The following is a 14,424-nucleotide window of genomic DNA, read 5'->3' on the forward strand; positions in this document are numbered from 1 at the left end:
TTATTAATATTCGACCGCATAGCAGTGTTACTGTGGGATTTTCTGTCCAGCAGATATCAGATGCCGTGCCACCCGCGGTAGCACTTGGTGTTGCTATTCTTGCAGTGAGTACCAGTGCTATCTTGATTCGATACAGCTCAGCGCCAACACTTGTTATTGCATTATACCGTGTTTTATTCACGACAGTTCTGCTGTTGCCTTTCGCAGTCTACTCACATCGTGATGCTTTTGATCACCTTTCTCGTCGCGATTGGATTGCTGCAAGTGCAGCTGGTATTGCCTTGGCGTTGCATTTTATTCTCTGGTTTGAGAGTCTAGCGTGGACAAGTGTAGCTGCCTCTGTGACAATCGTCCAAGTACAAGTATTATTTGTTGCAAGCGGTGCAACATTGTTTCTTTCTGAGCGGATCACACGCCGTGCCGGTATCGGGATGGCGACTGCACTCGGTGGAATTGTAATTATGTCATTTGGAGGCACGATTGTTGGTACACCTGTCGTTGGAGAAGCACCACTGTATGGGAATATACTTGCAATTATCGCTGCTGTGTGCATGGCTGGGTATGTCCTCACTGGTCGATCACTCCGGCAGCGCATTCCACTGGTTCCATATGTCGTTATTGTGTACTCAGTCTGTGTCGTTGTATTACTAGCGCTCACAGTCGCTGTGAATGACCCGTTGGTCGCTTACCCGCCACATGAGTGGATTCTCTTTTTTGCGATGGCACTTGGACCGGGAATTCTTGGTCATACTATACTTAATTGGGCTCTTGCGCATGTAGAATCAAGTGTTGTAAGTGTCTCACTCCTCGCTGAACCAGTTAGCAGCACGATGCTTGCAGTTTTATTATTAAATGAACTCCCGACAGAATTCACTGCGATTGGAGGGGTTATGACACTTACTGGTATTATTATTACCTCTCAGCGATAGAAAATATAGCACCACAAGAGAGTGATATCTTATTATATCGACATGACCCGTCTGGACACTGGGAATTCTGTATTAATACTGGAGTTACAGTAATTGTCTCTTGTAGCAAATATTAATTGTTTGTTAAATATCAGATTGATTCTTAAAGTATCTGTTCGTGTCTAAAAATTATGAATGGAAAATCGAAATGGTATAAAGAAATTTGCTAACGTGAGTGTGAAGACTGTCGAACAGTGAGACGTGTTATTTACTTACTCAAGTTGATGATAATCAAGTTCATGACCTTCATCAAGCGCTTCTTGAACAGCTGGACTTGGTTTATCAACTGATTCTGTCCACGTTCGCATACCACCGATATCGGCCTGCTCGACATAGATATTCTTCTGCCATGACGAATCAGCGTCAGTGTGATCGATCCGATAGTGTGCTCCACGTGATTCAGTTCGCATTGCAGCACTCCGGAGAACGGATTCAGCGACAGTCAACATAAATCCAACATCGACAGCGAACTCAAAGGATCGGCTTCCGACCGGACCGACATCCATATTATTAACCATTGACTGCACTGCTTCGAGTTCTTCGATCCCTGACTCAAGAGATGATTGATCGCGAAGCAAGCGTGCATGCTCCCACATCAGCGTTTGAATCTCTTCAAATACCGTCATCACATCGTGTTCACCATCAGCATTTGCTAGTGAATTTATTTCATTCAAATGTGGCTGGATAAGATTCTGACGTAGTGACTGTGGAATCACGTTGCTACCTGCATTTGATTCTGTGACCCGGTCAGCGATTCGGTCACCAGTGACAGTACCGTATGCAACCGTCTCAGCGAGGGAATTCCCACCCAGTCGGTTCGCACCATGGACGCCAGCCATCGTCTCGCCGATAGCAAATAGGTTATCGACGTCTGTTTCACCATATTCATCAACGGAAACACCACCCATTCCATAATGCGAGGTTGGAGCGACTTCAACCGGTTCTTCAGCCAGATCAACACCGAGATCTGAAAACCGCTCATACATCCGCGGAAGCCGTTCCTGAATGAATGATGCATCGCGGTGGGAAATATCAAGATGAACGCCATCATTCTCTGTTCCCCGTCCCTCTGAAATTTCTTTGGCAATGGCTCGAGCAACGACATCACGTGCATCTAATTCCATTTGATCAGGTGAGTATCGCTCCATGAACCGCTCACCTTCGCTGTTGTAAAGCCGTCCACCTTCACCTCGGACTGCTTCCGTCACGAGACGACCGCTCCACTCAGCCCACTCAGAGTCGTCCTCATCGACTGCCATTCCTGTTGGGTGGAACTGGACGAACTCCATATCCATCAGCGATGCACCAGCATCATATGCAAGTGCTGCACCATCACCGTTATTTTCATCATCTCGTGAAGTATGACGGCTGTATGCTGCTGCGTAACCTCCGGCAGCTAATACTACGGTGTTAGCATTAAAGACGGTGAATTCTCCGGTATCAAGATCGACACCAACAGCGCCATGCACAGACTCACCGTCGGAGATAAGCCGGGTGATCATCGTATTTTCTTCATACGGAATCTCAAGTTCCTGTGCCCGTGCCACAAGTGTATCAAGCAATGATTCACCCGTGTGGTCACCTGCAAAGGCGGTGCGACGGAATGACTGCGCACCGAAGAACCGCTGATCGACTCCACCATCGTCAGTTCGAGAGAAGTCCATCCCCCATTCATCAAGCTCGCGTAGTCGATCTGGCATCTGCTGGGTTACAGTTTCAACCTTTTCTGGGTCACAGATAAAGTGACCTTCATTGAGTGTGTCTGCAGCATGAATTGTCCAGTCATCCTCTGGATCGTGCGTGCCGAGCGCACCGTTGATACCACCACGTGCCCACGTTGTATGTGCATCGCCATGACCACGTTTCCCTAATACAAGTTGATCATCGACACCCTGTTGTGCAAGTTCAATCGCTGTTCGGGCACCAGCAGCGCCGGCACCAATAATGAGTACAGAGACATCCGTTTGCTCGTATCCGATGTCAAGATCGGACGATGACGTGGACCGCACACTTGAGTCAGACATACAATATAAGTCCGGACGGGCAGGTAATAAATCCGTCGCGCGCTTGCGATGACCTGAATTTATCAAATTTATTATTATAGTTACTCAGCAGTAATAGAATATGCAGATGGCACCAAATTAGATATCTCAAGATGCTATCTCTGACTCACGGTCAATCGTGGCACTGTTTTTGATAATGACACGATGCTGGATCATCAGATATCCAATATCTTTCGGCTATATTTGTGTCCTCCCCCTTGGTTTATTACCTGTGGTGAGCATAAAATAGGGGTCAAGCCCCGTGGCTTCCTGCTTCAATGACGCGCTTTGCACCCACTTCCTCCAGTTGAGGGGTGAGCGTAGTGAGCGCAGTCTGCACAGGCGTTCGAAAATCAAAGATTTTCGTGATCACGAGAGACTTCGTCTCTCGGACGACGTTGATTCGGAGTGTCCCGCTCCTACCTGCTTCAGTCCTCTATTGAGAATATTCTTCGCAGCATTCAACTCACGATCTTCTGTGTGACCACACGCTGGACACGTATGCTTGCGTACCCAGACTGGCTTGGGTGTTTCAATACCACACACAGCGCATTCTTTGATCGTTCCTTCTGGTTTCACTTTTTCGACGTGCGTGCCGTGTAGGTTGGCTTTGTATTCCAGCAAATTAATGAAGCGTGACCACGCAGTGTCTTGGTTGTTTTTCGCGTTCTGACTGGTTTCCAACATCGACTTGACATCCAAGTCTTCGACGGCGACAACATCGTACTCTGCGGACGAGCCACGTCGTGAGTTTGTGCTGGTAGTCCAGCACTTTCCGTTTGATTGTTCGCTTGGTTACTGCAACTTGTTGACGTTGTGTCTCCCAGTTGGCAGAACCGTGTCCGTGTTCTTTCGTATCAAGTTTTCGCCTTCGCGTGCATATCGGTCGTACTCGTCAGACAAATCCAGCGTGTCCACGGACAGATTTTCTGAGGAGTGGATATAGCTGGTAATACCGAGGTCAACACCAACACGACCCTCGGGTTCAATCTCACTGAGTGGCGGTTTCTCTGGTGTGTTCTCGACAGTCGTCACGAGTGAAACATACCAGTCGCCAGTTGTCTCCTGTTTCAGAATCACTTCGTCAATTTCGTCTGCATCGGGGACTGTGCGCTCTGCGCGGATTCTGAACCAAGCCAGCCAATCTTTTCGAGTCGGAGTCACACGAATCGGTCGTCGCCCGTGTTGTCATCTACGTTGAAGCGACTGGACTGATTGTACGACACTGACCGAAATTCACCTGCACCCTGCCATTTCAGACGTCCGACATCATAGCCTTCGTTTTGACGTTCTTGCAGCGTCTTAAGATCGCTGTGAATTTGACTTATCACTTGTTGTATGGCGTGTTGTGACTGTTGGGCAAACGTTGACCACTGGTCTGTCCAGCCTTTGAGTTTGCCGTGTTGGTCGTAGTCGGATGGTCGGTCGCTGTAGTCACTGCGATAGTAATCTCGGACAGCGTGGTTACGAATCTGCCGAAGAATATCGATGTGTCGCCACGCTTCGTTAGCCACGTCGTCGGACAGGCATGCGCGGAAGCGAAGCGTGTGTTCCATTATTGTTAGTCAATTTTTTCCACAGTGAGCTTCAATTGCTCTCCTTCTCCCAGATCAAGCCCATCTCGGACTTCTTCTGGAATTGTTACTTGCCCACGTTCTCTGAGCTTTGGTAGCATTCCATCGAACTCATTATGATGTATTCGTGCTCAATTGTAATACTAATTGTGTGTTGTCGGCTTCAACCCCGGGCAGTCGCCTCGAACCGCCTGCACACCTACTTACAACTCGCCGTTGAGTTTTTGTTCAAAACACCGTGGACACAGGTCAACCTCACCAGGAAGCAATTGAAGCTCGGTATATGACCGATCACACTCAAAACAGATTGTTTTCATTCAAAACACATTGAAGCTACTCGTGTATAGGTTGGCTGGTCATACATGTCCGGCAAGTACAGAATCAAAGTTTCAGGAATGGTTTTTTACCGTATGTTTAAGCAGCTTATTCGTGACATTCGAGTATGAACCTCTGTGTACTTCCTGACACCGAGAAAATATATCAAGGACACTGAATTTACAAAAGTCATAGTCCTTGCAGATGTTGATTCAAGCGCTTGGTGGGATAGACGACAGTATCCGATGATTACAAACTTGATTGAACATCTCGTCAATCTCTGTGTATCCTGTATTAGCAGCAATTGTTAGAGTTACCAGTCATGGTCAATATATGCCTCCTCCTTATGATCACTCACCAGATTGACAGCTGCTTTCGCGCCATCACCTATTGCGACTGCTGTCTGATACTCCCATGTATTCGCTAATCCAGCAACGTATATATTATCACTCGCTCGGTTGCCAGCATCGGTCTGTATGTGTTTTTCCATTGTGAACTCTCCCTCTGGTCCATCAGTATATTCGATTTCGTCATCCAATGGAGCAAGTAGATCAAACCCATTCGCTGTTGCAATGATGACAGCTTTGCTTTGATATGAATCATCAGATTCTGTCGTTGCAGTGAATGGTCCAGGCGTATCCTCACGACTGAGACGTGTTACTGTTGCCTCCTCAATATTACCGTCAAATTCCTCAACCCGTTCACGACCGGTCTCGATAATCTCATCACCTGCAATCCGCTCTTCCGTGAGAAGATTCTGAATTTTATCTGTATTACGAACGAGTGTATCTCCATTATCTAATACAACTGTCTTGAGTCCAGCTTTGGCGGTGAATACAGCAGCCTGGAGTCCAGCGACGCCACCACCTATAATAAGCACATCGTGCATATACTATTACACCGTTCAGACGTCCTATGTCTTCCCCATGCCATCGAAGTCGCACTATCTGATGGGAACATATATCATATGATCTCTTAGTTTATGAGATGCTGATAATTATCAGAATCCACTTGCATACCCCGAGATATCTCTGAGTGCGCAGCTCCGGAAGTATCTTTTTAGACATGAAAATCGCCTTCGGACATCGCTGAGATTAGTAGTGGCTGGAATAACTCTATTATTGGCATCTTTAGTTGCGCAGTTGGTGCTGCGACGACTGAAGTTCCCTATCTCAGGAGCGGCTAGCGTTATTACAGTTGGTGATAACAGTAATCATGTGTAGTATTCTCGTGGTTATTATCCGGTGTATTGACCAGCGAAAGCTTTCAGATTGCGGTTTAATCCCAACGATAGCACAGTGGACACGAGAGTGTGTGATTAGAATACTTCTCGCTGGAGGATTAATTATCGCAGTTGCGATGAGTGGTCTGTGGACCGATGCTATACAGATTACGGGCGTGCTGACCACGCAACCCGAGTCCCGACTTATCGCTCTACCATCTGATGAAACACCGATTTCAGCCAATACTAGGTGGAGTCCCCTTCCTCAAGGAAGCGAGTTTAGTCGCTGAGTAGCGAGGGGAAGGGACGAAACCGTTTCCCATCAGAACAACAAGAGTTGTCTAATACGAAAACAGCCTAACCTGTAATAATCGGTAGTACTTCCATGAGAGTACGATGGCATCAGAAACTGAGTACTACCGTCGAACCGCTATCACACGGCTCGACGGACTTCCCAACACGACACGACCACGAGCTACTCCCAGCTACTGTGAGCGAGTGGTTCGACGGGTGCAATATTGCATCCAATCTCGCATGGGAGAATAAACACACTCAGGCTGGTGTCAGAAATATAGCCACAGACACAGTGCAAGCAGACACAAAACTGGGCAGTCAGCACTCGATTCTTGCCTGTCACGAGGTTGCAGGTAGCATCCAATCCTGGATTAAAAAGCGGAATAAAACAAAGAGAGCAACGCAACCTTACTTCACATCGAAGTAAAGTCTATCACGTATGAGAAACATACGCTCACCGTGTTCGCTGAGAAAGAGCAGGTGTCGTTCACCGTACTTGGCAACCACTCCCATGCGAGGGCAGAACTCGCATCACCAAGCGACGGAGATGGCTACCAGCACCAGTATTAAATGATGAAGGCTGGGAGCACACGGAGAGTGCGCTGCACTATAGGAACAACGAGTAGTATTGACCTCGGCGCCACCCAAATCGCTGTCACCAGCACTGCTCGCTTTCGTAATGCAGGCAAGCTTACCCACGCCCGCAGAGAGTTTGAGAGGACTCGTGGAAACCTACAAGACTGTGGCACGCAATCAGCTCACTGAACACTTCAGCAAGTGAGTGGACGAGAGGACGAGTACGTGAAGCACGTATTGGACTCGGTAGCAAACGGAATTGTCGAAGAAATGGAATACGAGTGTGACGGCATCATTTTCGAGAAACTTGATGATATTCGAGACCGTCTCCCATACGCTGACTGGCATTCGATGTGGGCGTTCCGCACGCTTACGCAGTATGTCGAATCTAAAGCCGAGGAAAAAGGTATGTTTGTGGATACGGTGAATCCGAGGAACACTAGCAAGCGGTGCAACGAATGTGGGAGTATTCGAGACGATAACCGTCATATCAAGACGAGTTCGAATGTCACAGATGCGAGAATCAGAATCACGCCGATTATACCGCAGTAAAGAATACTGCGGAGTTGTATCTCCTTCGAGATCATCAGCCGTCTCGTGGGAGGAGCAGAAGCATCAGTCAATATGCTCTGAAGTCAGGGTCGAGAACGCCAACGCCGAGCTGAGAGAGACACTCTCAGACCGCTTCATCCGGAAGGCTGGAGTTGGAGTTGGTTAGAGGAAGAGACCACTGACAGACCCACCCTATCTTCTATCGAGTGAGGGTTCACCAAGCGAAGTAGGGTGGGGTAGTTGACTCGTAACCAAATTGTTCGCAATCCTAATCTTCGTAATTGGAGTTGCTATCTCAGAGGAGGTCATGATCCGAGGCTATCTTCTCCCGAATATAGAGAATGGTCTGACCATTTTATCTAAACAATATGCAATGCTCGGAGCAGTAATTATCACAAGTGGACTATTTGCACTCTTACATTTATCAAACCCAAATGTATCTTTTTTTACCACACTGAATACGTTTCTTGCCGGTGTCTGGTTTACTGCAGCATACATTTTTACCCAACGACTTGGATTAGCGGTCGGTATCCACCTTGGAGTCTTTTCTTAGGAGCTGTTGGTCTACCGGTAAGTGGGTTCTTACTCCCAGCTACACTCATTGACCTCAAAGTAAGTCGTCTTGATTTGTTATTTGATAATAGCTACGGTCCAGAGGCTGGGCTGATTGTATCTATTGCACTAATGACAGGAATCATAATCGCTAGTCGATACAGACAATACTCACATACTAATTGATCACCTAGATTATCTATATGAGATTTCGAGGCACTTGTCATGCATACGCTATCGTATAAATCGCATAACTGAGACTAAGAGCAAATGATGGTATGCTGAGTCAGCACATGACTGTGTTATTAGATCTCACCTCACAAAGACGAGATGCTGATATATGGGCATACATATGTACTAACATGGATGTTCTGCAGCAAACGTATCATCGAGTAGACGATTGGGTACGTAGACTCTCTCGAACCAGATATGCGGTTCTTGTCGGCGTCGTCTCAGCAGTTGGGGTCTGGATCGTCTCATTATTTACGAACAGTTTGAATTTGTTTTATGCCATTGCACTCGGCATATCAAATATCCTCGTCTTTTATTGGTTTAATCCCTAAACGGACAATTGTCCATATTTACTTAACGAACTATAATTGTCAATTAAATAGTCATCTCAAGCATGAGACCAGAACAGATGTGACCGCGGATTAATTCAAACATAATTCAAAGCTGAGTCAGGCTTACAATTAAAATTGATATAAACAGTTAGTTTATTTCAGGCGTGCTATCATTCATTTTCGGATTTTTTGTGTCCGAATTCTTTCCAACAGTGGTCGCGTAGATTCTGTTACTTCCGTCTTTGCTGAGGTATGGGATGTCAACTGTACTATCGCCAACAACATCTCCTGTGTTTCCGATAGCAGACGCCGCATTGGTCTGTGAAGGATCACTAACCGTATCCCTGACTGGTCACATACTCTAATACCCACATTCGACTGTGAGGGCTTGACCGCAAAGACGAGTTGCCCTTTATTTGCTCCAGTAGAATCGGATCTGACTGTAAGTTGCTGACCAGCATCAATTGAGGTCACATCGCCATTGTATTGCATCCGAATTCTGTCAGTAACCTCGCCAGTTTCTTTCGGACTCGTCACAACAAAGAACGACTGACTTTCGCCTGGAGGGAGTGGTGGCAATGAGTTGTTAACTGTAAGCTTGGTCGGTCCACGTTCAGGTCTTCTTAATTAAACTGTCTGCTTCTCACCGGTCGTCACCGTGATAGAATTAAGTAGGTTCTCAGTCTGACTCTCCACTGTGATTTCGTGCGGCTCAGTTGGAATAGAACTCGGATCCATGCCGGTGAGTTCTATAATATATTATCATCACTCTCAGTGAAAATAACGCTTGGACGATCAGCCTCAATATTTCTAAACGCATCTGAATCGAATGCAGCGGCACCGACGCCAGCAATGATAAGCAGAATCGCGGTGCGACGTGTATATGTCCCCAAACAGTAATTTACACGGTTTCAGTATCTGAAGAGGTCACGTCTTCGTTACCCTCTGCATGTTCGGTATCGTGGGTGCACTGACATCCATTCTGATCAAGAAATGTTGTTGGTGACCACCGCTCACCACAGTGCTGACACGTAACCCGTAGAGCGACATCTACATTGTATGAGCCATCTGTGACGACATCGTTTCGAACCCACTGTTCAATATTATTTGTTACAATAGCTCGGAGGCGATTTGCGAGCTTCTGGATTGATTCAAGACTTGCCTCTGGGCGATTAGTTGTTTCCTGAGACTCTCGAGATATGTCTCTATCGCGTTTGAAGTAATTATAGACTGATTGATATGATATCAAACTTGACTCGAGATTATCGATTTTAATCCCTTTATTCTTGAGATTCTGCCGAGTCTCAGTTCGCATTCCTGCAGTGACATCATTATCAGTGAGAAGTCGACGAATATTTTCAGCCTCGCCATCAAGTAATGTGAATGAATCATCAACCGCAGCGTGAATAAGGCGATTATTTACTCGATCGGCTAAATCTCGAAGACTTTCGCGTTCATACCCATCTTCTCCAAGCCATCGAGAGACCAACTCATCACCCAAGCCTTGAAGATCATACTCATTGGCTATCCGTTTGATCTTTGATCCTTGACCGCCGCGGCGAGATGCGGATGAATGGTTTTTTCGAATTTGCTTGCTCATCTTCATGAAACATATATACAACAAATAATGGGGTTGGTGTGGACATATGACCATAGTATAACATATTTTATACTAACTCGAGCTTTCACCATAATAAATAGGGACCATGATCAGATATCGGAATATTCAATTTAAGATGATTTTGATTAACTGACCTCAGGTACACCAATATGTGAATAATAACCATGTTTTCACATTGATTGTGACTTTTCTACGGCTTATCAATTGAAAATATAATTAGATCTTCTAAATATGTCCCCGAGCGTTGATTATACCTCTTTTATCAAACTCATTTGGCGACTAAGCAAGGGTATTTGCTTCATATTTGTATAAAATAAATCTATATTAGATCATGAATCTATATTTCTTTGGATACAATGATACTTGATCTATTAAATTGAAAATAAAACAATATATTAGCGATAATACTAATCGGAAACTATGATTATTTAGATATTAATATCAAATGTAAAAATATCAGTACTAGGATTTATTTATGATGTAAATCATAACAAAATTGTAATGCCTGAGACTAAATTTGAGGTTGATGTTGACAAGCCCCCTGATGAACAGCCGGGTCCAAACCCATTCAATAGATGGCATCCAGATATCCCGGCAGCTGTCGAGGCAGATCCAGGCGAGACGATGCGCTTGGAGGCGCTTGACTGGACTGGTGGGCAAATAACCGATAATGACAATGCCAATGAAGTTCGCGATGTTGATCTCAGTCAGGTTCACTATTTGGCAGGTCCGGTACAGGTGAATGGTGCAGAGCCAGGGGATCTACTAAAGGTCGATTTTCACGACATGGGTCCGCTTAATAACCGATGGGAGTACGGGTTCACTGGAACGTTCTCACAGCAAAATGGTGGCGGGTTCCTGACAGATCACTTCCCGAGAGCAGCTAAGTCCATCTGGGATATCAATGGATATCAGGTGTCCTCCCGACACATTCCAGATGTGAAGTATGAAGGAAAAATCCATCCAGGCTTAGCCGGCTGTGCACCAAGTGAGGAGCTACTTGCGGCGTGGAATGAGCGTGAACAAGAGTTGATTGACAAACACGAAGCAGACCCTGAGTCAATTCAAAATCACCCAACCGGAGAGCAAGAACCCGGAGTTGCCAACCCACCGACGCCAGAAGGAGCTTTGATGGGAGAGATGGAATCAGACAAAGCTGAGGTAGCCGCAGAGGAAGCAGCACGGACGGTACCGCCCCGTGAGCATGGGGGTAATCACGATATTAAAGACCTCTCGATTGGTTCAACAGTGTACTTCCCGGTGTATGTTGAGGGAGCCAACTTCGGCATTGGTGACTTCCACGCATCACAGGGTGATGGTGAGATTTCATTCTGTGGTGCAATCGAGATGGCTGCGTATGTCGACGTCGAATTCGATCTTGTAAAGAATGGAATGGAAAAGTTTGGAGTTGAACATCCGATCTTCGAACCGGGTCACCGAGGTCCAAACTTTGAGAATTACGTTACTTTCTGTGGCTATTCAGTTACTGAGGATGGAGAGCAGCGGTACATGGACTCACACACAGCCTACCGTCGTGCCTGCTTGCAGGCAATTGATTATCTTAAAGAATTTGGGTATAGTGGTCAGCAGGCTCTGCATATTCTTGGCACTGTGCCTGTTGAGGGTCGACAGAGTGGTGTCGTAGACGTACCCAATGCGTGCTCAACGCTTGCACTTCCGACCGGTGCTTTTGAGTTTGATGCATCACCAGCGGGTCTTGAAGAGAATCGAGCTGATCGAGAGGATCTCTGTATCACTGATGACCCGTTGTAGGTTCTAACTATACACCTGACCAGCGATTAACTCATATAATTTTATTATATTTCAAATGTCATCACACACAACACAGCAAATTGGCGATTACTCGAGGGTTGAATCTCCGAGTGAGATGATTCTCTCGGCTACTAGTGCTCTTTCCTCGGCGGTTCAGACAACGCTTGGTCCAAACGGTATGGATAAGATGATAATCAATGATACTGGTACAGTCGTTGTCACGAACGATGGGTCATATATCCTCAAGCAGGTGGATATCGAAAATCCAGTAGGTCGAATGCTGAAGCAAGTCGCTGAGACACAGGCTGATACAATTGGGGATGGGACTACAACGGCAGTTATCTTAGCCGGTGAGTTGCTTCAAACAGCAAAATCACTCCACAACGATGGTATACATCCAACGAAAATCATCGATGGATACACAAAAGCAGTCAATCATGCCAGTCAACAACTTCGTAATTATGGAATAAAAGCTGACAGTGGAGACAAAGCACGGCTCAGACAGGTTGCTGAGACTGCTGTCACCGGAAGGTGGGATAGTAACCATACCAGGCAGTTCGCGGGTCTGGCGGTTGAGGCGCTTCAGCATATCGACTTTGACACATCACGTTTAACGCTCAAATCCTATCCTGGAGGTGAACTTCAGGAATCTGAGCAGATTGATGGACTACTTGTCGATATTGATACTTCCTCAACATCTATTGAATCAGTTGGAACGACGACTGGAGGATCTCTCATAGAGCCGGCTGTTGCGATGGTCAACGATGAGATCGGCATCGAAGTCCCAGATTGTATTGAAGTGACCAAGTTACAGAGCACTGAGCAGTTGAGTGAATTGCAATCACATGAGGAAAGTCAGCGAACGGCAGTTATCAAGCAGATAATTGATCTGGACGTTGATATCCTCGTGTGTCAGAAATCGATTAATGAACGAATTCGCAATCGGCTCGTTAATTACGGTGTGCTCGCAGTCGAACGAACTCGACAAGACGAGTTTGATACGATCGCGCGCGTGACTGGGAGTTCACCAACACAATCGGTGAGTGCTCTTGAGCAGGATCGGGTCGGTCATGCAGAAGTGGTTGAGCAGCGAGCGATTGGACCCACCTCGGGAGTTATTATTCGTGGCTCAACGAATGAAGCTCAGAGTTCATTATTACTTAGAGGTGGAACAGACCATGTTTCCGGAGAAATCCGACGAATTATCAATGATTGCATTGATGTTGTTCGGCTCACAGCTCAAAATGAGCTTTTGATTCCTAGTGGTGGTGCTGCCGCGGTAGCGCTTGCCAGCGATATTTCAGATTATGCTGTAAGCGTCTCTGATCGGGCGCAGATTGTGGTCGAGGGTTTTGCAGAAGCGATTGAACTCATTCCAGGTGTGCTCGCACAGAACGCCGGCAGAAACCCGATTGATACTATACCAACGCTCCGGCGAAGACACCACGCTGGTGAGCACATGATTGGCGTTGGTCCGGATGGTCGTCCAAAAAATATGATCGATGCCGGTGCTGTAGAGCCGGCGATTGTGTTCTATAGCGCATTAAAAAGAGCAACCGAGGCGGCATTGATGATGCTCCGTATCGATGATATGTTCATGACGGAAGGTTCGGATACTCACGGTGAGCGAGGCTCTCCTCATGGGGAATATAACCATAGTGGACAAACTGGTGGTGGATATCCCTGGACTATCAGTCATTGATCAGACATATGTGAAATTTAGTGGCAAATATTCACCTTGTCCTACTTGGGTAGATGTGGATTATGAATCCTCTAATTAAAACGGGCAGTGGATCGCACGTAGTGAAGTGCCTCGGGGACAAGCCCAAGCCCCGACTCCGACGGCTTCCTGGTTCAACGACGGAATTTACAAGAGGAAGTCTCGGTGAATCAGTCCCAGAGCGGTTCGAGTCTCCACAGGCGTCTCTGTGGAGGCTCCCACTCTGGGTGAGAGATGATCCTTCGAGGGCCTGACCGTCCGTGTGTTTGGACTGTAAGCCAGGACAAGTGGTCATCATATTATGATGGGGTGATCGGTTATTCTTACCTGTTGTGGTTTGGAAAATAGTGTCGGCTTCATTCACGATCACGTGGCATTCACCTTTGTATTTCTGTAAATTAAATGTGTGTGATTAATATGGATCGCTCATTCTAATTCATAAGTTAACAGCATCAATTTCTGATTAGTCTGTTGAACTGGTGATATATCTTGCCTGTCAACATAACCCTCCTATTTCAGATATTGGAGAAATACTATTAGAGTTCGCGAACCCCGGTATGTCCTCTTTTGAATGCAAAAAGTATCAGTGTACAGATATCATGCAGATAAGATGATACACGGTATCTAAGTTTAGAAGCGCATGCAAGTATAG

The 14,424-nt window shown here is 46.3% G+C and carries 14 protein-coding genes; 6 read left to right on the forward strand and 8 right to left on the reverse strand.

Translation table 11 applies throughout. The annotated features are described in order from the left end of the window. Positions 1 to 32: 32 nt before the first annotated feature. Positions 33 to 929 carry a DMT family transporter gene (locus J07HQW2_RS04170; RefSeq protein ID WP_021054118.1) on the forward strand — a complete coding sequence of 299 codons (897 nt, stop codon included), beginning with the start codon at positions 33 to 35 and terminating at the stop codon, positions 927 to 929. Positions 930 to 1,180: 251 nt separating this feature from the next. Here J07HQW2_RS04170 and J07HQW2_RS04175 read toward each other — a convergent pair whose 3' ends face one another. From J07HQW2_RS04175 to J07HQW2_RS04185, 6 genes are all read right to left on the reverse strand, one after another. Continuing rightward, the gene (locus J07HQW2_RS04175; protein ID WP_021054119.1) at positions 1,181 to 2,992 is read right to left on the reverse strand and encodes an L-aspartate oxidase; all 1,812 of its coding nucleotides are present in this window, start codon (positions 2,990 to 2,992) and stop codon (positions 1,181 to 1,183) included. A gap of 387 nt (positions 2,993 to 3,379) precedes the next feature. Beyond that, positions 3,380 to 3,697 (reverse strand): RNA-guided endonuclease InsQ/TnpB family protein, encoded by a 318-nt coding sequence (locus tag J07HQW2_RS17645; protein WP_021054120.1) that lies wholly within the window; start codon positions 3,695 to 3,697, stop codon positions 3,380 to 3,382. Positions 3,698 to 3,805: 108 nt separating this feature from the next. Next, positions 3,806 to 4,174: a transposase gene (locus J07HQW2_RS17650; protein WP_021054121.1), complete on the reverse strand. Its 369-nt coding sequence runs from the start codon at positions 4,172 to 4,174 to the stop codon at positions 3,806 to 3,808. Further along, positions 4,171 to 4,566, reverse strand: coding sequence for a hypothetical protein (locus J07HQW2_RS17655; protein ID WP_021054122.1), 396 nt, complete (start codon positions 4,564 to 4,566; stop codon positions 4,171 to 4,173). Before J07HQW2_RS17655 ends, J07HQW2_RS17650 begins: the two co-directional genes overlap by 4 nt. Positions 4,567 to 4,571: 5 nt before the next feature. Continuing rightward, complete coding sequence (locus J07HQW2_RS17660) at positions 4,572 to 4,685, reverse strand: AbrB/MazE/SpoVT family DNA-binding domain-containing protein (RefSeq protein ID WP_021054123.1); 114 nt, start codon at positions 4,683 to 4,685, stop codon at positions 4,572 to 4,574. Between the two features lie 527 nt (positions 4,686 to 5,212). Further along, a complete protein-coding gene (locus tag J07HQW2_RS04185) occupies positions 5,213 to 5,788 on the reverse strand; it encodes an NAD(P)/FAD-dependent oxidoreductase (protein WP_021054124.1) in 576 nt (191 codons plus the stop codon). A gap of 718 nt (positions 5,789 to 6,506) precedes the next feature. Between J07HQW2_RS04185 and J07HQW2_RS17665 the strand changes: the two genes are divergently transcribed. The 3 genes from J07HQW2_RS17665 (at position 6,507) to J07HQW2_RS17675 (ending at position 8,096) form a co-directional block, all read left to right on the forward strand. Then, entirely contained in the window at positions 6,507 to 6,842 is a 336-nt protein-coding gene (locus tag J07HQW2_RS17665; protein ID WP_021054126.1) for a hypothetical protein, read from the forward strand. Positions 6,843 to 7,192: 350 nt separating this feature from the next. Next, positions 7,193 to 7,543 carry a zinc ribbon domain-containing protein gene (locus tag J07HQW2_RS17670; RefSeq protein ID WP_021054127.1) on the forward strand — a complete coding sequence of 117 codons (351 nt, stop codon included), beginning with the start codon at positions 7,193 to 7,195 and terminating at the stop codon, positions 7,541 to 7,543. A 256-nt stretch (positions 7,544 to 7,799) separates the two neighbouring features. Then, positions 7,800 to 8,096 carry a CPBP family intramembrane glutamic endopeptidase gene (locus J07HQW2_RS17675; protein ID WP_303703957.1) on the forward strand — a complete coding sequence of 99 codons (297 nt, stop codon included), beginning with the start codon at positions 7,800 to 7,802 and terminating at the stop codon, positions 8,094 to 8,096. Between the two features lie 1,311 nt (positions 8,097 to 9,407). Here J07HQW2_RS17675 and J07HQW2_RS17680 read toward each other — a convergent pair. Both J07HQW2_RS17680 and rdfA read right to left on the reverse strand, forming a co-directional pair. Next, positions 9,408 to 9,551 carry a hypothetical protein gene (locus J07HQW2_RS17680; protein WP_303703958.1) on the reverse strand — a complete coding sequence of 48 codons (144 nt, stop codon included), beginning with the start codon at positions 9,549 to 9,551 and terminating at the stop codon, positions 9,408 to 9,410. An 8-nt stretch (positions 9,552 to 9,559) separates the two neighbouring features. Beyond that, positions 9,560 to 10,258, reverse strand: coding sequence for a rod-determining factor RdfA (gene rdfA, locus J07HQW2_RS04215; protein WP_048075469.1), 699 nt, complete (start codon positions 10,256 to 10,258; stop codon positions 9,560 to 9,562). A gap of 522 nt (positions 10,259 to 10,780) precedes the next feature. Between rdfA and fmdA the strand changes: the two genes are divergently transcribed. Together fmdA and J07HQW2_RS04225 are read left to right on the forward strand one after the other, a co-directional pair. Continuing rightward, entirely contained in the window at positions 10,781 to 12,052 is a 1,272-nt protein-coding gene (fmdA, locus tag J07HQW2_RS04220; protein ID WP_021054132.1) for a formamidase, read from the forward strand. A 55-nt stretch (positions 12,053 to 12,107) separates the two neighbouring features. After that, positions 12,108 to 13,754, forward strand: a complete 1,647-nt coding sequence (locus J07HQW2_RS04225; RefSeq protein WP_021054133.1) for a molecular chaperone GroEL — start codon at positions 12,108 to 12,110, stop codon at positions 13,752 to 13,754. Positions 13,755 to 14,424 lie beyond the last annotated feature (670 nt).

Origin of the sequence: Haloquadratum walsbyi J07HQW2, from assembly GCF_000415985.1 — an archaeon.
Classification (GTDB): Archaea; Halobacteriota; Halobacteria; order Halobacteriales; family Haloferacaceae; genus Haloquadratum; species Haloquadratum walsbyi_B.

What these genes read in the sequence shown, in the direction of transcription:
- fmdA (WP_021054132.1), top strand. Translation starts at nt 10,781, where the DNA reads ATGCCTGAGACTAAATTTGAGGTTGATGTTGACAAGCCCCCTGATGAA.
- J07HQW2_RS17665 (WP_021054126.1), top strand. Translation starts at nt 6,507, where the DNA reads ATGAGAGTACGATGGCATCAGAAACTGAGTACTACCGTCGAACCGCTA.
- J07HQW2_RS17645 (WP_021054120.1), bottom strand. Translation starts at nt 3,697, where the DNA reads ATGTTGGAAACCAGTCAGAACGCGAAAAACAACCAAGACACTGCGTGG.
- J07HQW2_RS17660 (WP_021054123.1), bottom strand. Translation starts at nt 4,685, where the DNA reads ATGCTACCAAAGCTCAGAGAACGTGGGCAAGTAACAATTCCAGAAGAA.
- J07HQW2_RS04185 (WP_021054124.1), bottom strand. Translation starts at nt 5,788, where the DNA reads ATGCACGATGTGCTTATTATAGGTGGTGGCGTCGCTGGACTCCAGGCT.
- rdfA (WP_048075469.1), bottom strand. Translation starts at nt 10,258, where the DNA reads ATGAGCAAGCAAATTCGAAAAAACCATTCATCCGCATCTCGCCGCGGC.
- J07HQW2_RS04175 (WP_021054119.1), bottom strand. Translation starts at nt 2,992, where the DNA reads ATGTCTGACTCAAGTGTGCGGTCCACGTCATCGTCCGATCTTGACATC.
- J07HQW2_RS04225 (WP_021054133.1), top strand. Translation starts at nt 12,108, where the DNA reads ATGTCATCACACACAACACAGCAAATTGGCGATTACTCGAGGGTTGAA.
- J07HQW2_RS17655 (WP_021054122.1), bottom strand. Translation starts at nt 4,566, where the DNA reads ATGGAACACACGCTTCGCTTCCGCGCATGCCTGTCCGACGACGTGGCT.